Raw genomic sequence first — 18,913 nt, 5'->3', positions numbered from 1 at the left:
TTGAAAGGGACACTCTACAAATTTTTTGGTGCCCTCTTTTTGCTTCTGATCATTCTCTATGCAATTCCAATTCCAAGCACCGGGCAGAACGTAGAGGAGATATCACTTCCAGAGAGCAAATTCATTGAGGTATGCGGGCTAAGGGTTCACTATGTGGAGAAACCCGGTGAGAGCAACCTGCTTCTTTTGCATGGCTTTGGTGCCAGTACGTTTTCTTGGAGATACCTGCTCGAAAGTGACTTAGGAGTTAGGGTAGTGGCATTTGATCGCCCAGGTTTCGGGCTCACGGAAAGAAAAAATCCGAAAGAATTGCCCTGTAATCCCTATTCTCCCGAGGGAGCCGCGGAGCTGACTTTAGAGCTGATGAATAAACTTGGAATGGAAAAAGCCACTTTGGTGGGACATTCTGCCGGTGCCGGGATAGCCCTCTTGGTAGCCATAAAAGCCCCAGAAAGGGTAGAAAAACTTGTCCTCGTGGCTCCTGCATGGGAGGCAAGAAATCAGGGCCGCCTTCAGAAGTTCTTATTTTCCCTTCCGTGGACAGAAAAGTACTTTCCTTTAGTCCTTCGGCTTTCTGTTGGAAGACTTGAGAACATACTCGAAAATGCATGGTACAACAAAACCAAACTTACCGATGAAGTCCGGGAAGGGTATAAGAAGCCACTGAAGGCTAAAGACTGGGACAAAGGGCTTTTCTGGGTGACCAAATACAGCAGCTATCCGGATATAACCGAAGACCTCAGCACTCTAAGCATTCCCGCCCTAATAGTCCACGGCAGGGAAGATGCGATAGTACCACTGAAGAGCGGAGAAAAGCTGCATCAGATTCTCCCAAACTCCAAGCTGGTCGTGATGGAGAAATGCGGGCATTTGCCACATGAAGAAAAGCCAAAAGAGTTTTTGGACATCTTAGAGGAATTTTTGAAAACTTGACTACTCTTTCCAGAACTTTCTTGTCCTTATATACCTCCTCTCGGCTTCCAAGAGAGCAGCCAAAAGCGCTTCCCCCTTATATTGACTTAAAATTCTTGCAGCCGTATCCGGTCCCACCCCATAACTTGCCAGTGCCAAAACGGCATCAAAACCGTAAGCCTTGAGCAGGTCGCTCGCCTTTATTAATCTCCTGTAGGCGCTTTCCTCTTCTTTTTCAAGCTTCTCCCCCTTCCTAAGCTTTTTCAATGCTGAAATAAACAGTTCAGCGTCTATCGGATGAGCAACGGCAACCATTCTGGAGGAGCACTTAGGGCAGTGAAGATAATCCAAACGGTTCTTTAAGCGCAGAACTTTAGTGGTGCTCTTCCACCCGCAGTTGGTGCATATTAGCGCAACTTCCGTGTTGAGAAGCCTTTCCTTAAACAGCATCAGTATCTCGTCTTTCTCAAGCTCCCCACTGACCAAAAACTCTCCGCCAACGCTTAAGTTGGGGAGAGCAAGGGGTGAAGGTTCTCTCCTTAAAATTCCCCTTATCCGGATTTTTCCATTCTTAATGGATTTTAAAATCTCTTCGGCCTTCTCCACATCGAGCTTATCATGGAAAAGCTCATTTAATGTTTCTTTTTCAATTACAGTCCCCTCAAAGAGCAACTCAATTTTTCTTATTCTCGCCTCTCTCCTCAACACTCCAATCCTTTTCGCTACATTCAGCATTCTCCATCTGTAAGCCGGGCTGTCTCTCACCGCCTTAGAAAGAACAAACGGAAGTGCTCTCGCATCATGGAGAAGGCACTCCTTAACCTCATCCGGATTGAGCTGGAAGGGCGAATTAACAACTATTGCATGAGCCTGCGCCTTCATGGAGAAGACCTTCCCGTATTTTGTCGCCAAAAAAGCTAAAAGAAACCTTCCGATGGCTTCGTTAGCTCTGTTTCCAAAATCTGCGTGGATAACTAACGCCTTAGGGAGGGATTCTATTCCAATGTCTCTGTCACTGCCCAAAGGTTCCTGCTTCTTTAGAATTGAAAGGGCAAGTTCAAGTTCCTCATCTTTGAAATCGACCCTAGAGATAAGAGCCCTGCCGGAGTTAAAATCGAAAAGAAGCTCCCTTTTTAGCCTTCCAACGTCTTGGGCCACTTCAAAGGGGACAGGTATCATCTCCCCCTCCCAGCTCGGCACAGCGCTTTCCAGACTCTCGCTCTCCCTTACCTTCAACAGCCTTGACTCCCCATCAATGCCCAGCAAAATCCAGCTTCTGCCATGCATTATAAACTCCACCCCTTCCTCGAGATTCATCACGAAGCTCTCATCCAAGCGGCCAATTATCCGCCCGCTTTTTATGTCAAAAACCCTGTAGCTGATTTCATCGGGAATCGTGGAAAGGTTCTCATAGTAATACTGATAAGCCCCTCTCCTCAAATAGAGAAGGCTTCTTTCCTCATCATAACCGATTAAACGTGCCTCGCTCAGCATGTTTAAAACTTCGCCGTATTCTTCCCACCTCAGATTCCTGTAGGGATAAGCTTTCTTTGCGATCTCAAAAGGGGTTTCCTTAGGCAGTCTCCTGTGCTCTATTAGGAGTCCCACAACAAAATGACCGAGAACATCAAGGGCGTTTTCATATGGCTTCACAGCCTCGAGCTTCCCTTCAAGTGCCCTCTGGGCTATTACAAGGCTTTCGAGGTAATCCTCAATGTTTGTGGCGATTATATAGCCTTCACTAACTTCCCCCGCCCTGTGCTTTGCTCTGCCTATTCTCTGAATAACCCTGTTTACCTGTCTTGGGCTCATATATTGGATTACAACGTCCACATCCCCGATATCAATTCCAAGCTCCATGGAAGATGTGCACACAAGGGCTTTTATCTTGCCTTCTTTTAAAGCCCTCTCGGCACTTATCCTCGCTTCTCGTGAAAGGCTGCCGTGATGGACTTCTACTGGCTTGCCCCATGCTTTCAATCGGTGAGCGAGAATCTCAGCGAACTGTCTCGTGTTTGTGAAGATCAGGGCTCTTTCATGCTTTTCTATTATCTCCCAGAGAACCCTTAACCTTGTGGCAACATCAAGGGGAATACTTAGGTTCCTAGCAAGTTCAAGGTCTTTTTCATCGGGCTGCGGAAAGAGGACTTTAATTTTGTAACCCTTTTCAATTGGTGGTTTGACAATGCTCTCCGCCTTGAGCCAAGCCTTAATCTCCTCTTCGTTCCCAACGGTTGCCGAAAGACCAATCCTCTGAAAATCTGCAAGCTCAGCAAGCCTCTCAAGGGCCAAGCTAAGCTGGACACCCCTCTTGTTATCGACGAGCTCCACTATCTCATCTACCACCACAAATCTAACGTTTTTGAGGACTTTTCGAAAAGACTTCATCGTGAGGATTACTCCAAGGGTTTCGGGGGTTATGATGAGCATGTGGGGAGGCTTTTTCACCTGCTGTGCCTTTCTGTAGGAGGAGGTATCCCCATGCCTCACCTCCACGTTAAGCCCCAGTCTCTTTCCCCACCAAAGCAATCTGTCCAGCAAGTCCCTGTTAAGAGCCTTTAAAGGGGCTATATAGATGACGGAGATGGGGTATAGCTTTTCCTCTAAAATTGCGTTAAAAACTGGAAGTACAGCGGCCTCGGTTTTTCCGCTTCCGGTGGGAGCTACGATTAAAACGCTTTTTCCAGAGCTAACCTCCTCAAAAGCCCTCATCTGGAGCTCATTAAGGCTCCCGAACTTCTCTTCTATGGCCCTTTTTAAAAGGGGATGCATGATAAAAAGTGCGAAAGAGGGTTTAAAAATCACTCGGCATAGTAGGCTTTTTTATAGAGTTCTTTCATATCCTCAACGCTGGGTTCCACGGGATTGAAGTTGACCAGAGGGTCTGCATAGGCCTTCTCTGCCATCTCATCCAGCTTTGCCATGAAAACCTCCTCATCAACGAGGTCACTAAGCTTTGGCACACCGAGCATTTCGTTAAACTCTTTGACAACTTCGACCAGCTCTTCAGCGGTTTTGAATCCTATTTCCCTTGCTATCTCAGCGTATTTCTTTCTTGCATAGTCGCTTTTCATGTTGAACTCAACCACGTATGGGAGGAAAATCGCATTGAGCAGCCCATGGGGACCAATCCAGGCCGCTTTGTGGCTTAAGCTGTGACATATTCCGAGACGGGCGTTCAAGAAAGCTATCCCAGCCATCGTTGCCGCATAGTGGATTTTCTCTCTTGCGGTTTCATCGCCATTAACGGACAATGGAAGCCACTTGAAGACCGTTTTTATAGCATTTATGGCCATCGCATCGCTGAAGGGAGTAGCTGCAGTCGTTGTGTAAGCTTCAACCCCATGAACCAGAACATCTAAGCCACTGTTCCTTGCAACTTCCCTTGGCATCGTTTTGGGCAACCTTGGATCCAAAATAGCGTACTCTGGAGCAATTTCAAATGAGACGAAGTTGTATTTTACACCATCTTTCTTGAGAACACTTGCCGCTGAAACTTCACTCCCAGCACCGCTTGTGGAGGGTATTGCCACCAAAGGAGTCTTGAGCTTGGGAATAACTTTGGGAGGCTTTGTAAACCTGTCGAGGAATGCGATTTCCTCAAAGCTCAGCTCTGGAGCATCATAGAATACTTTTATCGCTTTAGCAATGTCTATTACGCTTCCGCCTCCGAGGGCTATGAGCAAATCCGGAGAAAACTCCCTAACCCTTGGCATCAGCTCCTCAACGTCCTCATAGCTTGGCTCTGCAGGTAAGCCCTCTATAACATCAACTTCCGCTCCAGCTTCCTCTGCGTAGTCCATAACCTCGTTTAAGAACCCATGAATGCGCATTGACTTGCTGGATAAGATCAAGACCCTCTCGTGGTTCATAGCAATACTCTGCACGTACTTAAGGCTTCCTTCTCCAACTGCTATCCTCGTTTTTAAGCTGAAGAACTTCATATTCATCACCAAAAATAATATTGAGGGGGAATATTTAAACCGTTCTGATTATCCGCTACTTTTGGCACGGGTGGAACTCCCGCACCACTCGTAGCGAATAACCTTCCAGCCTCCCGTCTTCATTGGCCGGCTTTCGGGGGGAACGGAAACTCCCCACATCTTCAAGGCTTTCAAACGAATATTCAAAGAGCCGATAAGTCTCTATCGGCCTTAAAACCGCATTCACATTTCAAAACCCTGTGCCCATTCGTGTTTAATTTACCCCAACGCTATTCAAAGAGCTTCCTCAAATTCTTTTCGAAAGGTGGGTAAACAATTCCTCTGTCCGTGATTATTGCCGTGAGATATTTGTGGGGCGTTACGTCAAAAGCTGGGTTGTAGACGTCAACATCTGGTGCTATTCTGCATCCTCCACAGGTTAAAACTTCTTCTTTAGGCCTCTCCTCAATTGGAATCTCCTTGCCGCTCTTGAGGCTCATGTCAATGGTTGAGAGGGGTGCTATGGTGAAGAAGGGTATTTTGTGCTCTTTCGCAAGCACGGCCAGAGAGTAAGTTCCAATTTTGTTGGCAAAGTCCCCGTTGGCAACTATCCTATCGGCACCAACTATTACCGCATCCACCATTCCCTGCTGCATCACAAAGCCCGCCATGTTGTCGCTTATCAGCTTTAGTGGAATCCCATCGTAGTGGTACTCCCAAGCGGAGAGCCTTGCGCCTTGGAGAACCGGCCTCGTCTCGTCAACCCACAAAAGTTTGAGCTTGCCTTCTTTGTACATAACTCTAAGTGCTGCTCCGACCGTACCGAGATGTACTGTGGCTAAGCTCCCAGCGTTGCAATGGGTTAGGATATTCCCCTCCGGAAGAATCTCAGCCGCATAGTGACCCATCCTGAGGTTTGCTTCCACATCTTCATCCGCTATTTTGTGGGCCTCCTCAACTATCAGCCTTTTTATTTCACCAAGGTTCTCTTCCCTGTGCTCCTCTACAAGATTTTTAATCCTGTTGAGTGCCCAGAAAAGATTTACCGCTGTCGGGCGGGTGTTTCTAAGTATTTCAAATGCTTTATAAAATTCATCAAAGAACTCCTCTTTGTTCTTTGCTTTGCTGTTCTCTGCAAGTAAAGCTAACCCATAAGCTGCTGTTGCCCCTATTGCGGGAGCCCCACGGACTTGGAGGATTTTTATTGCCCTGGCAACTTCTTCAACAGTGCTCAAAGGGACTACCTTAAACTCCCTTGGAAGAAGGAGCTGATCAATAATGTAGACTTTCCCCTCCCTGAACTCCACACTTCTTGGGAGCTTTGTAAGTTCTTCGGGCTTGTATTTTATCTCCATGCTCATCACCTTTAGTTCCTTTCAGTCAAGTGATTTAAATTTTGCTTTGTGCAACGAGACAAAATGGATAGGGTTTAACGAGATAGACCATGCCGGCGAAAAAGTATGAGTTATAGAGATGTGCGGGTGCATTGGGCTTAATGCGAAGAGGAAAAGGCTTGTTGGAGAAGTCCCGAAGGTGAAAAGGCCATGGAATGTGGCACCAAATTATTAAATCCCTTTTCTTTTTATAATTCGGTGAGCCTTATGAAAATCTTCATCACCGGCTTACCGGGAGCGGGCAAAACAACCCTCGTATTAAGAGTTGCCGAAGAGCTGAAAGCTTACAACTTAAAAATTGGTGGCTTTATAACGCAGGAAGTTAGGGAGAATGGCAGAAGAGTCGGATTTAAAATTAAAGCCCTCGACACAGGAGAAGAAGGAATCTTAGCATGGATCGGAGAAGGGCATCCAAGAGTGGGGAAGTACGTTGTTAATCTTGAGGACTTAAACCGCGTTGGAGTCTTGGCAATACAAAGGGCGCTCAAAGACGCAGACCTCATAATCATTGACGAAATTGGCGCAATGGAATACAAAAGCAGGGAGTTTGCAGAAGCTGTGGAAAAAGCTGTTAAGAGCGAAAAACCACTTTTAGCGACGGTTCACAGAAATTATGCAAAGCGATTCAGGAACTACGGAAAGCTTTACGTTTTAACGCCAGAGAACAGAGAACACATAAGACAGGAAATCATTCACAACTTGAAGGCAATTCTAAAACCTTGAATTTTTTCATTCCCAAGCCACAACAATCCTCTGTCCTTCCACATCAACTATCTTCGCTTTTACACCATAAACCCCCTCCAGAACCTCTGGAGTTAGGGCGGAAGATTTGCCGCTCCACTGTATCTGTCCTTTGTTTAGAACTATCACCCTGTCTGCATAGTTCAAAGCCAAATTTAGGTCGTGCATAACGGCCACAAGGATTTTCTCGTCTTTGAGGCTCTTCAAAAGGTTCATTATCTGGAGGGCATGATTGATATCGAGGTGAGAAGTCGGCTCATCAAGCAACATAACACTGCTTCCCTGAGCCAGAGCCCTCGCTATCAACACCAGCTGGTATTCTCCCCCGCTCAGCTTTGTTACAAATTCATTTCGTCTTTCCCACATCCCCACCTTTCTTAATGCCCCCTCAACATCCCCTTTAGTTGCATAGGTGCCGAGCTCCACAAACTCTTCAACCGTAAACGCGAACTCGGGAAACGAACTTTGCGGAACATAAGAAATGTACTTCGCCCGTTCTTTGGGCTTTAAGCTCAACAAATCCAAACCGTTCAGCCTAACGTATCCAGAGGGCCTTAAAATTCCAACCAGGCACTTTAAGAGTGTGGACTTCCCAGCGCCGTTGGGTCCCACGACTGCTAAAAACTCTCCTTTTTTGGCTGAAAAACTCACATCCTTCAAAATCCGCTTTTCGCCATAGGAGAATGAGACGTTGACCTCAAGCTTATCCAAACAGCTCACCCCTCTTTTTCTTTATTAGAAGGTAGAGGAAAAACGGAGCTCCAAAGAGAGCTGTAATAATCCCCACCGGGACTTCCGCCGGCTTTAGGAGTATTCTGGCAAGTATGTCGGCAAAAACCATTAAAGTTCCTCCAAAAAGGGCTGATGCGGGTAAAAGTCTCTTATGATTTGGGCCAAACATCATCCTCATGGCATGCGGGCTTATCAAACCCACAAACCCTATTATCCCGCTCGTAGCCACGGCAAATGAGGTCAAAAGAGAGATAACAACAATTACTATCTTTCTGTAGCGATTTATATCAAGCCCCATTGAAATGCTCTCCTCTCCCAAAAGGAGCAGATTTAGCTCCCTCCAGCTGAAAAGCAAAATACTAACCCCCACTACGGATGAAAACAAAACCACCTTAACATCCCCCCAATCGGCTCCGTTAAATGTTCCCATAAGCCAAAAGATTGCGTTATGGATTTTCTCTCTGCCTACGTAGAGGAGATAAGACGTTAGAGCACTCGTAAAAAATCCCAGGGCAATTCCTGCTAAAAGCAACGTATCCACCGGAATATGACCATTAACCCTTGCAATCCTGTACACTACAACAACCGCCAAGAAAGCGCCTACCAATGCAAGAACACCCATGTACCGGGGAAAATACAAGGCCGCTATTGAAGCCCCAACTGCAGCTCCCCCACTTATTCCGATTATATACGGATCCGCAAGTGGATTTTTAAAAAGAGCTTGGGAGGCGGTACCTGCTGAAGCCAAGCTTACCCCAACAAGATATGCCAGTAGAACTCTAGGCAATCTTATCTGGAGGACAATGTAGCTGTTCCCACTAAGCGAGTTTGGGTTTAAAAACGCCCTCCTTAAATTATCAAGACTAAAAGCTGCCAGAATATCCCGAAAAGGCATCTCTACTGGCCCAACGACTATCCCTAAAAGGACAAGGGTTACCGATGACACCAATAGTGGTGCGATTTTCTTCATGTTCTCACTGGATTATTTATCCAAAACTGGTGTATAAAAAGTTATCCCCGGTCAGCCTACGAGTCAAGAAAGTATAAATACATGAACGCACTATATATGATACCGGGTGATCCCATAATGAAGAAAGCCCTAAGTCTTGCCCTGTTTTTGCTTTTAACTATATCTAACTTTGCAGCGGGGCAGATACTAATAGAGAATCCCCAGCCGTCTTTGATAATACTCGGAAATCCCTACCCAAGGTACTTTTCAATACCTGAAGGAGATGAATACACCGCATATTTCTATGTTATTGATGATCTGGACATTGAAGAAATCACCTTCTATTACAGAGTAAACTATGGGGAGTGGCAAACAAGAGCGGTAAAAACCGCCACAATAAATGAGAACGAGGAAATGTATAATTCAATAGTCAGCAGAATATACAACAGATCAGCAATAATAAGGACATTTTATGGGAAAGCAACTATCCCCGCTCAAAAAGCAGGTAGTGTAGTGGAGTTCAAAGTAGTTGTAAAAGACAAAGAGGGGCATATAAGTGAAAGCATCATTGGGAAGTATTTCGTCGTAAATCCCTCAGGGAGGCACGTGCTCATCGTGGATCCCTCTGTAAGAGAAGAACTCTTTCTGGAGGGGGCGCAGAGTGTAGAACTACTCGTCAATGCAACAGAGGTATATCCCGTAGATCTAAGCGATTACAAGGAAGAAATGAACAAAGTAAAACCATTCCTCAATCATCCAAGATTCTTAAAAAGGCACCACTGGGAGTACCTCGCGCAGTATTACAACATAGCTATAGTTTCCCCGGAAGAGCTTGCAACCGCTCTTAAAGAGGTTCAGCCCAGAGTGGTGATCCTATCCAACTTATGGCTAAAAAGATGGGAGATTCCAGACATTCAAGGCCTAATCAGATACCTCAGGGAAAACAACGCGGGAATAATCGCAACTCACGGAACACTGTTTGATGGCTCCGTCTATGACGGAGAGAAACTAATCCAGATGGGAGCAATTTCCCACATAGGAACGTTTGATGCCTATGAAAAAGAAAGCCTAGCAACATTGCTTGGCTTTGAGCTCTTGCCAGTAGTAGAGGAGGCTAAAAAAGAAAGTGCCGGAAAGGGGAACTATGCAATATTCGAAATCCCAACTATACTGCCATTTGTTCCCTCCTCAGAGAAGGTCATTATCAAAAATATAGGGCTAATAAAAAGTGTCCCATCCCTTGAGTTCTCCAATGAAACAGATTCCGCATTTGGGTGGCAGTATATCCTGCCCTCGGAAAGCTTGAAGTTTGCCAGAGATGCGATAAGGGAAAAGAAACGCCTGGAACAGAACAGGATAGTAGAGTTCTTTAGCCTCCAGGAGAAGATATTCGGCCATTCAAAACCAGCCAGAGGGATATATGCACTGGACTTCCCGTTGGTTGATGCCTTGAGAACTTTAAGCTTCACAGATGATGAAGTGAGAATCCAAATAGGCGGTACTCCAGTGATCCTAACTCCCGGCCGGCCAATAATAGAAAGAGTTCGCCTGCTGAGTGCAATAAATAAAGACATCGTGAGTGTAGATGCCATTTCAAAAGACTATCTCTCCACAGTTATAACAAGGGACGAGAAACATCGTGGAGATGGAATAAGAAGCGCCTACATCTCATTCGAAATAGAGGCTGGCGGAGAGGAAGAGCTGCTGGCTTTAAAGGACATAGTGGAGTGGGCATCAAACTTTGAACCAATAAAGACCTTTGCACCAATTGTCCAAGTAACAATACTATCAAACGACATTGACTGGAATATAAAGGGCCAATATCTCAAAGAATACTTCGAAAAGATGGGGGCGATTGTAACAAGGGCAAGGCCAGAAGAATTTGAAACCTACAAAAAGAATAAAATCATAATAATTCTCGGCGGCCCCAAAGCCTACGACGGAGTTGGAGAATACGTGAAACAGGTTTTGGACGAATACGAGCAAAAAAGAATTATCAACGGAGAGCAGGGAATCCTCATAAAGAGAGACGTCTGGGAAAGGGGGCAGATAGTAATAGTGCTGGCTGGAAAAGATAGGCATCAAACAGGGGAGAAAGTACTGACGTATTCTGAGGGAGTAAATGAAGATTACGTAAACCTGCTTGCAGAATTTTTAACAAGCTGAGATCCAAGAGGAGCTTCGTTCCTTTTTCTTTTTAACGGGTTTTAATGGAATTTTTCCAGAAAAGTTTCTTATGGTGCCCCGGCCGGGATTTGAACCCGGGGCGCGGGCTCGAAAGGCCCGCATGTTTGACCGGGCTACACCACCGGGGCGTCCAATATCCTAACGTTGAGATGCATTTAAAAACTTTTCGCTCAAAACCCTTTTAAAGGACTTGTGCAGGGGTTTAGCTATGAGAATGCTGGGGATAAAGGTTCCAAAGAAGGAGGCTGAGAACGTTAGAAAAAAACTCATTGAACTCGGCCTATTGGATACTAACTTTAAGGTCAAGCATGAAGGAGAATTCGTGATATTCCCCATAAAAGAAAAGGTAGAGGGCTTTGATATTGTTGAGGAAACTTTCGAAAGGGCCAAAAAGCGGCCTCATAGCTACAGAGAGGTCGTGGATGTCCCTTCCCAACTCAAACCCCTCCTTCCATCGTCCTTCGACATAATAGGGGACATCGCCATAGTAGAGCTTCCAGAGGAGCTCATGCCATATGGAGAAAACATTGGAAGAGCAATATTAAAGGTACACAAGCACGTAAAGGCGGTCTTTGCAAAAGGGAGCAAAGTTTTAGGGGAATACAGGGTGAGAGAGCTCGTTCATCTTGCGGGGGAGAAGAGAACTGAGACAACCCATAGAGAAAACGGAATAAGACTGAAGCTCGATGTTGCAAAGGTTTATTTTTCCCCAAGGCTTGCAACGGAGAGAATGAGAATTTTCAAGGAGACCAAAGAGGGGGAGGTCATTTTTGACATGTTTGCCGGAATTGGCCCTTATTCAATCCTCCTCGCAAAGAAAGCAAAGATAGTCTTTGCGTGTGACATAAACCCCTGGGCAATAAGATACTTAGAAGAAAACAAAAGGCTGAACAAAGTTGAAAACGTCCTTCCAATTCTCGGAGACGTGAGAAAAGTAGCGGGCCGGATAAAGGCCGATCGCGTGATAATGAACCTTCCCAAGTTTGCCCACGAATTCCTGAAGGAAGCAATTATAAGCGTCAAAAAAGGTGGAGTAGTTCACTACTACGGATTCTCGCATGAGGAGAATCTATTTGATGAGCACGTGGAAAAGATAAAACTGGTTGCAGAAGAACTTGGAAAGAACGTGAAGATTCTGGAAAAAAGAAAAGTAAGGCCATATGCTCCGTATCAGTTCAACATCGCGATTGATTTTGCCGTGTTTTAGGACCGTAGTTCAGGGCCCTCTTTGATTTTGCTCTTTATACAACGGGAGTATCAATCTCACTCCCCTCTGAGCTTGGGTTTGGGCTCTGCAAGGCTTATCGCGTTGTTTGAGCCCTTTATATTTATTTTGTTTAAAGCTCCAACGGGAGAGGGAACTGCTTTTCTTTCCTCCTCAACTTTCCAGTCAATTTCATCCCCAATTTCGGCGTTTAAATACTCAGCAACTCCCAAAGGAGCCTCAATTATGTATTTAGCGCTTTCTCTTGGCACATAAATTCTCCAAGGGCGGGCCCTTTTTAGATCAACAACTTCCCGGGAAGAGTTCAAGAAGATAACGTCTATACTCTGGAGCATGAAGAACATATGAATCGAGGCATTTATCCTTGTCTCCGCTGGCAAGATAAACACGAGGGCGTAGTCTATGCTGGATTTTAGCATTAAACCCCTAAGTCTCCTAAAGAACGTATCCGCGAGTTCGACCTTTCCATTCCAGATTTTGCCCTTTGTTTTGTTTATCAGCATGCCAAGAGAGTTTAAGCTGTTCTCTAAATAAGCGTTGCGACAACTGTTAATACTCAACACTTGAAAATACCTTCAGTTGTTAACCTTCGGTTTAAAAAATAGTTATAAACTAAGAGTTAGCAACCGTAGTGTACAAACCAAAACATATGTACAAGGTGGTACATTATGGGTTATAAGATAACGAAAAAGGAAAACCTGGGCAGATAATGGTCGATGGGACAGGTACGGCTCTTGCAGGGTTCTTTACGATGGAGAAATAAAACTTCACGAGTTGGGTGTAGAGATAAAGCTTGGTCACATAGTAGGAAAAACGGTGACCCTTGAAGAGCTTCTTGAGGAGTACTCCTCGACAGAATTTACACCGCCAACGAGTTCCTCACAAGGATAAACCTCATGAAAGCTTACCTCTTCCCAGAATATGACGAGCCTATAGCTATAGGAAAGAAGACCATCATGATTGGAGCCGGGAATACAGCTATGGACGCGGCTCGTTCCGCTCTCAGGATGGGGAGCGAAGTTATTATAGCATATCGCCGTGGAAAGGAAGACATGACTGCCCGTATTGAAGAGATAATCCACGCCGAGGAGGGTGTTAAGTTTGAGTTCTTCCTCAATCCAGTTGAGTTCATCGGTGACGAGAACGGAAAGGTGAAGGCTGTTAAATTCGAGAAGATGAAGCCTCTTGAGGAGAGAGATGCCAAAGGAAAGGGAGAGGCAACCGTCATTCTTGCGATGGGCGACGGAAAGAGGGCCGCGAAGGCAATCCATGAGTACATCCAAAAGAAACGTCTCCCGGCTTAGCCCTTTAATTTTATCTTTTAAAGCAATAAAAATATAAAGTCAGATCTCCCCCTTGAGAGCTTTTTCACCAAGTTCAAAGCCCTTTTTGAGGGCCCTTAGGTTTATGTTTTCGGTTCCCTTAGGAATTGAATCAAGAACGGCTTTTTCTATGGAGTCTTCGCTCACAATGCCGGTAAGCTTAACTAAGAGTCCGAGGGTTAGAATGTTCATTGTCAGGCTAAGTCCGGTGGTTTCCTCCGCTATCTCTGTCAAAGGGATTGCAAAAACCTTGAAGTTCTTCTCAAGCTCTTCATTTCTATTGGGAACCAAGTCCTTCTCGACTATCACGATGCCTCCTTTCTTTACAAGGGGGAGGTATTTCTCATAAGCCTGCTGGGAAAGCAAAATCGCATAATCAGGGGCCAGTGCTTTGGGATAGTCTATGGGCTCGTCACTTATTACAACCTCAGCTCTGCTTGCACCACCTCTTGATTCCGGTCCATAAGCTTGGGTTTGAACCGCGTAAAGGCCCTCATAGACTGCCGCTGCCCTTCCAAGAATGACACTGGCAAGTATAACCCCTTGCCCACCAAAGCCGCCTATAAGGACTTCCCTCCTCATTCTTCCCACCCCATTATTTTCTTTGCCCTTCTCTTGTAGGCCTCGTATTCTTCTATTAAACTCGGTCTGTCTCTGTCCACGAACTCCCCGATGACGATTTTGCCCTCAAGCTCCTCTGGAGACATGTTCTTGGCCTTGCTTATGGGAACCGTTATATTCTGATACCACTTTATAAGCTCCGGACCCGTTTTAAGCCTGTTCCTCCTCCCAAAGCTTATCGGGCACTGGGATAAGAACTCCACCAGGGTGAACCCCTTCTTTTGCAGAGCCTTCTTTATGCTGTTTATCCCTTGAAGGTAGTTGAAGACGCTCCACCTCGCAACGTAGTTTGCCCCAGCGGCAACTGCCAGCTCGGCAATGTCAAACGGATTTTCAAAGCTTCCATAAGGAGCGGTGGTTCCCCTAAGGCCTTTCGGAGTTGTTGGTGCAACTTGCCCACCAGTCATTCCATACGTGAAGTTGTTAATGAGAATAACCGTAACATCAAGGTTTCTTCTTATGGCGTGGATTAGGTGATTTCCACCTATGGCAGCAGCATCACCATCGCCCATGAAAGCTATTACCTTGAGGTCTGGATTTGCCAATTTAATCCCGGTTGCAAAAGCCAGTGCCCTTCCGTGGGTTGTGTGGAGACCATCAAAGTTCACATAACCCGGAACCCTTGAAGAGCACCCTATACCGCTTACCCACACTATTTCGTCTTGGTTTAGGCCGAGATCATCAATAGCCCTGAGGGTATACTGCAAAACAGCCCCAATACCACATCCCGGACAGAATATCGTGGGAAGCATGTCTTTTCTAAGGTATTTGTCCCTAATCTCATAGCTGGATTTTAGATACATCCTCCTCACCTCAAATCCTTCTTAATTCTCTCCACTATCTCCCCGGGGGTATGGACTTCTCCACCTATCTTGCTTATGAGCTCCACATCGGCCTTTCCGTTGGCTCCCTCCTTAACCAGGTGATAGAGCTGGCCAAGGTTCATCTCCGCAACGTACATCTTCTCCGCTTTTTCGGCTATTTTCTCTATCAGCTCGAAATCAAAAGGCCAGATTACATTAAGTTTGAGCAATCCGGCTCTTATTCCTTCTTTGCGAAGTTCCTTGACGGCTCTCATAGCCGATCTCGCGACAATCCCAAAGCTCACCAGCACTATATCGGCATCGTCCAGTTCATAGGCTTCATAATCAAAGATGTCCTTCTTGTTGTTCTCTATCTTGGCAACAATGCGCTTTATGAGCTTTTCATGAACCTCTGCCTCCACTGTTTTGGGTCCTCCCCTTTCGTCGTGCGTCAGTCCGGTGACATAAGTGCGATATCCTTTCCCAAAGATAGGCATTGGAGGAACTAAGTCGCCATGAACGTCTCCAAATGGATATTTAGCTTCCTCTTCATTGGCGGGAAGCTTTCTGTAAATGAGTTCAAGTTCGTCCGGATGTGGAGCATAAACTCTCTCCCTCATGTGTCCAACTTCAGCATCCGTCAGCAATATAACGGGAGTTCTATATTTCTCCGCAAGATTAAAGGCTCTTATTGTCATGTCAAAGGCCTCTTGAACCGTTGCCGGTGTTAGAACTATCAAGCTGTGATCCCCGTGAGTCCCCCATATAGCCTGCATTAAATCGCCTTGAGCTGCCAAAGTGGGCTGACCTGTCGAAGGGCCGCTCCTTTGAACGTCAACTAAAACCAAGGGGGTCTCTGTCATTATGGCATAGCCAAGGTTCTCCATCATCAAGCTAAAACCCGGGCCGGAAGTTGCGGTCATGGCCTTGGCCCCAGCCCAAGAAGCACCTATTACAGCGGCAATGCTCCCTATCTCATCCTCCATCTGAATGCTCACTCCATCAACAAGGGGCATGTAAAGGGACATTGCCTCAAAAATTTCGCTTGCGGGAGTTATTGGATAACCGGCGTAAAACCTACACCCGGCTAAAATGGCAGCCCTTGCTATGGCTTCATCCCCTTGGATAAAATCAGCACTTCCAACGGGAAACGGATATCTCATCTCAACCCCTCCTCGTAACCTATCCTAAAAGCCTTTAGATTTATCTCCTCTGTTCCCTTGGGAACCCTTCTCCTTATGGCCCTTTCAACACTCTCTTTCCTCACAATGTTTGTTTTTGCAACCAGATATCCAAGCGCAACCATGTTGACGGTTAAAGCCAAGCCCGTTTTTTCCTCGGCAAGTCTTGTGAATGGTGCGCCTATATACTCCCTATCGGGCTTTACAAGGTCGGTGTCAATTATCAAAAGCCCATCCTCCCGGAGAGAGTTCTTTGTAGAATTATAGCCAAGCTGGGCAAGTGCAACGAGGATATCGGCTTTTGTGACCATTAAATCGTAAATCGGCTCCTTTGAGATTATTAAGTCAGCTATAGAATGTCCCCCTCTGCTTTGGGAACCATAATCCTGGGTTTGGATCACGTTAAGCCCCTCTATGGCGGCCGCCTCTCCCAGGATTATGCCTGCAAGAACAACCCCCTGTCCTCCAATACCCGCTAACCTAATCTGCATCTTCATCACCCAGCCGGTAATATTGGGCAACCTCATCAATAAGCTTGTTAAGTTCTTCCGTAAACTCGGGCTTTTCTCTGCTTACAAACTCTCCAATGACAATTTTCCCCTCAAGCTCTTCCGGAGACATGTTCTTGGCCTTGGTTATTGGGATGGAATTCTTTGAGAACCAGCGAAGCATCTCGGCTGGGGTCTTCATTCTGTTTCTCCTTCCGAACTGCACGGGACATTGAGAAACTGCCTCTACAAGGGAGAATCCCTTAACGGTCAATGCCTTCTTTATGCTCTCTATCAGCTGGTAAACGTGAAAAGTGGTCCACCTTGCCACATAAGAGGCCCCAGCGGAGGCTACGGTTTCGGCTATTTTTAGTGGATGCTCAATGTTCCTATAAGGCGTCGTGGTGGTAATTGCCCCAAAGGGAGTTGTTGGTGCTACTTGCCCACCTGTCATCCCATATATGAAGTTGTTCACAACGATTACAGTTATGTCGATGTTCCTCCTTGCTGCATGGATAAGATGATTTCCCCCAATTCCGGCCAGGTCTCCATCACCGCTTATGACAACAACTTTCTTATCGGGCAAACCAACTTTAACGCCAGTTGCAAATGCTACAGCTCTTCCATGTGTGGTGTGCAGGGTGTCAGCAAGAAAGTACGGTGAGGCTATCCAAGCCGAGCACCCTATCCCACTCACGACAACTAAGTCACGCGGGTCGATTTTTAGCTGATCTATGGCGTTTGCAAAAGCATTCAACACAGTCCCCCCACCACACCCGGGACAAAGTGCGGTTGGGAGGGCTTCCTTCCTAAGATATTTGACCATTTCATACTTTGTGTAAATTTGTTTTGCCATGCGCATCACCTTTAAATATCCAAACACCAACTTTATTCAGCGATGATGAATATCTAATCCGCCGAACGGTGACGAGGACGCTCGGCTGAGCTTTCTATTTCTTTTAAAATCTCCTCTACCGTTAAGGGAACGCCACCTATCTTGTTCACGCCAATAACCGGAACTTCCTCCCTTACAAAGCGCTGCACCTCGAGTATCATCTGCCCAAGGTTCATCTCGGGCACAAGAATCGTGTGAGCTTCCTTAGAGAGCTCCTTAATTCTCTTCCCGGGGAACGGATGAACGGTCTTAGGGACAATGAGTCCAGCCTTTATCCCCTTCTTTCTTGCCTCTATTACCGCTCCAAGCGATGGCCTCGCGCTTACGCCCCAGCTCACGAGCAGAATCTCTGCATCGTCGGTGTGGTATTCTTCCCATTTTTGGATCTCCTTCTCGTGAACTTCTATCTTCTTGTGAAGCCTCCTCACCAAGCGATCGTGAACCTCTGGAGTGTAGACATCTCTCAAGCCATTTTCCTTGTGCGTAGAGCCCGTAACGTGAGTAAAGTAGCCGTTACCAAAGAGGGGCATCGGAGGAATTAAGTCGCCATGAACGTCTCCAAATGGATATTTAGCTTCCTCTTCATTGGCGGGAAGCTTTCTATAGACTATTTCAACTTCCTCCGGATCAGGAATTCTTATCTGCTCTCTTGTGTGTCCTATTATCCCATCAGCAAGAAGAATCACTGGTATTCTGAATTTTTCACTCAAGTTAAACGCCCTTATTGTCTCCCAGAAGCTGTCCTCCACACTCGTTGGAGAAATGGCTATTATTGGATGATCCCCATGAGTTCCCCACCTTGCCTGGAAGAAATCTCCCTGGGCGCCTTTTGTTGCCTGACCTGTCGAAGGGCCGCTCCTTTGAACGTCAACTAAAACCAAGGGGGTCTCTGTCATTATGGCATAGCCAAGGTTCTCCATCATCAAGCTAAAACCCGGGCCGGAAGTTGCGGTCATGCTCTTAAGTCCCGTCCAAGAAGCACCTATTACAGCGGCAATGCTCCCTATCTCATCCTCCATCTGGATGTAGTAGCCCTTAAGCTTCGGAAGCTCCCTTGCCATTGTTTCGGCAATTTCACTTGCGGGGGTTATTGGATAGCCGGCGTAAAACCTGCACCCGGCAAAAAGAGCTCCATAAGCTATAGCCTCATCGCCCTGCATGAAGTAGTTTCCCTTGGGGTAAAGCCTTTTTAAGAGCCCTATCTGCTCGGGCTCGTCTCCTCGGATTATCATCTTATCACCACTTAACAGCTATTGCAAAGTCCGGACAGAGGAGCTCACAGAGCTTGCACTTCACGCACTTGTCAGCATGCACCGGAACCGGATAGTGCACTCCTTTTTCACTGAGCTCTTGGCTCCATTCGAAAACCTTCCTTGGGCACATCTCAACACAAATGCCGCATCCCTTGCAGAGGAAAGTGTCAACGCTTATCTCGACTGCTTCGGTTTTTCCAACAGCCAGATAATTATCCTTTTTGACTTCGACATTTGCCATAACCATCACCTGCGATTTGCTAAGTGTTTTTACTTATGTAAACCAT

Annotated in this window: 17 protein-coding genes, 1 tRNA gene and 2 pseudogenes; 5 read left to right on the top strand and 15 right to left on the bottom strand. The window is 46.2% G+C overall.

Annotated elements, in window-relative coordinates; genetic code table 11:
- Positions 1–933 (top strand): alpha/beta hydrolase, encoded by a 933-nt coding sequence (locus ADU37_RS07105; RefSeq protein WP_058946949.1) that lies wholly within the window; start codon positions 1–3, stop codon positions 931–933.
- Here the strand turns inward: ADU37_RS07105 and ADU37_RS07100 are convergent, their stop codons facing one another.
- From ADU37_RS07100 to mtnA, 4 genes and pseudogenes are all read right to left on the bottom strand, one after another.
- Positions 934–3,684 (bottom strand): DEAD/DEAH box helicase, encoded by a 2,751-nt coding sequence (locus ADU37_RS07100; protein ID WP_058946948.1) that lies wholly within the window; start codon positions 3,682–3,684, stop codon positions 934–936. It abuts the gene before it with no gap.
- A 29-nt stretch (positions 3,685–3,713) separates the two neighbouring features.
- On the bottom strand, positions 3,714–4,856 hold the full coding sequence (locus ADU37_RS07095) for an iron-containing alcohol dehydrogenase (protein WP_058946947.1): 1,143 nt from the start codon (positions 4,854–4,856) through the stop codon (positions 3,714–3,716).
- A gap of 48 nt (positions 4,857–4,904) precedes the next feature.
- Positions 4,905–5,119 (bottom strand): annotated as a pseudogene (locus ADU37_RS11645) (zinc ribbon domain-containing protein); the annotation flags it as partial.
- A gap of 6 nt (positions 5,120–5,125) precedes the next feature.
- Positions 5,126–6,190, bottom strand: coding sequence for an S-methyl-5-thioribose-1-phosphate isomerase (gene mtnA, locus ADU37_RS07090; protein WP_058946946.1), 1,065 nt, complete (start codon positions 6,188–6,190; stop codon positions 5,126–5,128).
- Positions 6,191–6,427: 237 nt separating this feature from the next.
- Between mtnA and ADU37_RS07085 the strand changes: the two genes are divergently transcribed.
- A complete protein-coding gene (locus ADU37_RS07085; RefSeq protein WP_203226252.1) occupies positions 6,428–6,952 on the top strand; it encodes an NTPase in 525 nt (174 codons plus the stop codon).
- A 6-nt stretch (positions 6,953–6,958) separates the two neighbouring features.
- On the opposite strand, the gene ADU37_RS07080 is transcribed toward ADU37_RS07085, so the two are convergent.
- Both ADU37_RS07080 and ADU37_RS07075 read right to left on the bottom strand, forming a co-directional pair.
- A complete protein-coding gene (locus ADU37_RS07080) occupies positions 6,959–7,681 on the bottom strand; it encodes an ABC transporter ATP-binding protein (RefSeq protein ID WP_058946944.1) in 723 nt (240 codons plus the stop codon).
- Positions 7,674–8,672, bottom strand: a complete 999-nt coding sequence (locus ADU37_RS07075; RefSeq protein WP_058946943.1) for an iron ABC transporter permease — start codon at positions 8,670–8,672, stop codon at positions 7,674–7,676. Before ADU37_RS07075 ends, ADU37_RS07080 begins: the two co-directional genes overlap by 8 nt.
- A 117-nt stretch (positions 8,673–8,789) precedes the next feature.
- Here ADU37_RS07075 and ADU37_RS07070 point away from each other — a divergent pair, with 117 nt between their 5' ends.
- Complete coding sequence (locus ADU37_RS07070; RefSeq protein WP_058946942.1) at positions 8,790–10,817, top strand: hypothetical protein; 2,028 nt, start codon at positions 8,790–8,792, stop codon at positions 10,815–10,817.
- A gap of 71 nt (positions 10,818–10,888) precedes the next feature.
- Here ADU37_RS07070 and ADU37_RS07065 read toward each other — a convergent pair.
- A tRNA-Glu gene (locus tag ADU37_RS07065) sits at positions 10,889–10,966 on the bottom strand.
- Between the two features lie 86 nt (positions 10,967–11,052).
- On the opposite strand from ADU37_RS07065, the gene ADU37_RS07060 reads away from it, so the two are divergent.
- Positions 11,053–12,045, top strand: a complete 993-nt coding sequence (locus ADU37_RS07060) for a class I SAM-dependent methyltransferase family protein (protein WP_058947647.1) — start codon at positions 11,053–11,055, stop codon at positions 12,043–12,045.
- A gap of 56 nt (positions 12,046–12,101) precedes the next feature.
- On the opposite strand, the gene ADU37_RS07055 is transcribed toward ADU37_RS07060, so the two are convergent.
- Positions 12,102–12,566 carry a DUF192 domain-containing protein gene (locus ADU37_RS07055; RefSeq protein WP_058946941.1) on the bottom strand — a complete coding sequence of 155 codons (465 nt, stop codon included), beginning with the start codon at positions 12,564–12,566 and terminating at the stop codon, positions 12,102–12,104.
- A 259-nt stretch (positions 12,567–12,825) separates the two neighbouring features.
- On the opposite strand from ADU37_RS07055, the pseudogene ADU37_RS07050 reads away from it, so the two are divergent.
- Positions 12,826–13,367: pseudogene (locus tag ADU37_RS07050) on the top strand (FAD-dependent oxidoreductase); the annotation flags it as partial.
- Positions 13,368–13,406: 39 nt separating this feature from the next.
- Here ADU37_RS07050 and ADU37_RS07045 read toward each other — a convergent pair.
- The 7 genes from ADU37_RS07045 to ADU37_RS07015 are packed head-to-tail and all read right to left on the bottom strand — an operon-like array spanning position 13,407 to position 18,867.
- The gene (locus ADU37_RS07045) at positions 13,407–13,967 is read right to left on the bottom strand and encodes a 2-oxoacid:ferredoxin oxidoreductase subunit gamma (RefSeq protein ID WP_058946939.1); all 561 of its coding nucleotides are present in this window, start codon (positions 13,965–13,967) and stop codon (positions 13,407–13,409) included.
- Complete coding sequence (locus tag ADU37_RS07040; protein ID WP_058946938.1) at positions 13,964–14,809, bottom strand: 2-oxoacid:ferredoxin oxidoreductase subunit beta; 846 nt, start codon at positions 14,807–14,809, stop codon at positions 13,964–13,966. Before ADU37_RS07040 ends, ADU37_RS07045 begins: the two co-directional genes overlap by 4 nt.
- 5 nt (positions 14,810–14,814) lie before the next feature.
- A complete protein-coding gene (locus tag ADU37_RS07035) occupies positions 14,815–15,972 on the bottom strand; it encodes a 2-oxoacid:acceptor oxidoreductase subunit alpha (RefSeq protein WP_058946937.1) in 1,158 nt (385 codons plus the stop codon).
- Complete coding sequence (locus ADU37_RS07030) at positions 15,969–16,481, bottom strand: 2-oxoacid:ferredoxin oxidoreductase subunit gamma (protein WP_058946936.1); 513 nt, start codon at positions 16,479–16,481, stop codon at positions 15,969–15,971. Before ADU37_RS07030 ends, ADU37_RS07035 begins: the two co-directional genes overlap by 4 nt.
- Positions 16,471–17,334, bottom strand: coding sequence for a 2-oxoacid:ferredoxin oxidoreductase subunit beta (locus tag ADU37_RS07025; protein WP_058946935.1), 864 nt, complete (start codon positions 17,332–17,334; stop codon positions 16,471–16,473). The genes ADU37_RS07030 and ADU37_RS07025 overlap by 11 nt, the downstream gene beginning before the upstream one ends.
- Positions 17,335–17,387: 53 nt before the next feature.
- Positions 17,388–18,605, bottom strand: a complete 1,218-nt coding sequence (locus ADU37_RS07020) for a 2-oxoacid:acceptor oxidoreductase subunit alpha (RefSeq protein WP_058946934.1) — start codon at positions 18,603–18,605, stop codon at positions 17,388–17,390.
- Positions 18,606–18,609: 4 nt separating this feature from the next.
- Positions 18,610–18,867 carry a 2-oxoglutarate ferredoxin oxidoreductase subunit delta gene (locus ADU37_RS07015; RefSeq protein ID WP_058946933.1) on the bottom strand — a complete coding sequence of 86 codons (258 nt, stop codon included), beginning with the start codon at positions 18,865–18,867 and terminating at the stop codon, positions 18,610–18,612.
- Between the last annotated feature and the right edge of the window lie 46 nt (positions 18,868–18,913).

Origin of the sequence: Thermococcus sp. 2319x1 (genome assembly GCF_001484685.1) — an archaeon.
Lineage (GTDB): Archaea > Methanobacteriota_B > Thermococci > Thermococcales > Thermococcaceae > Thermococcus_A.
Note: the sequence above shows the minus strand (reverse complement) of the source record. Positions and strands in the feature narration are given on the sequence as shown.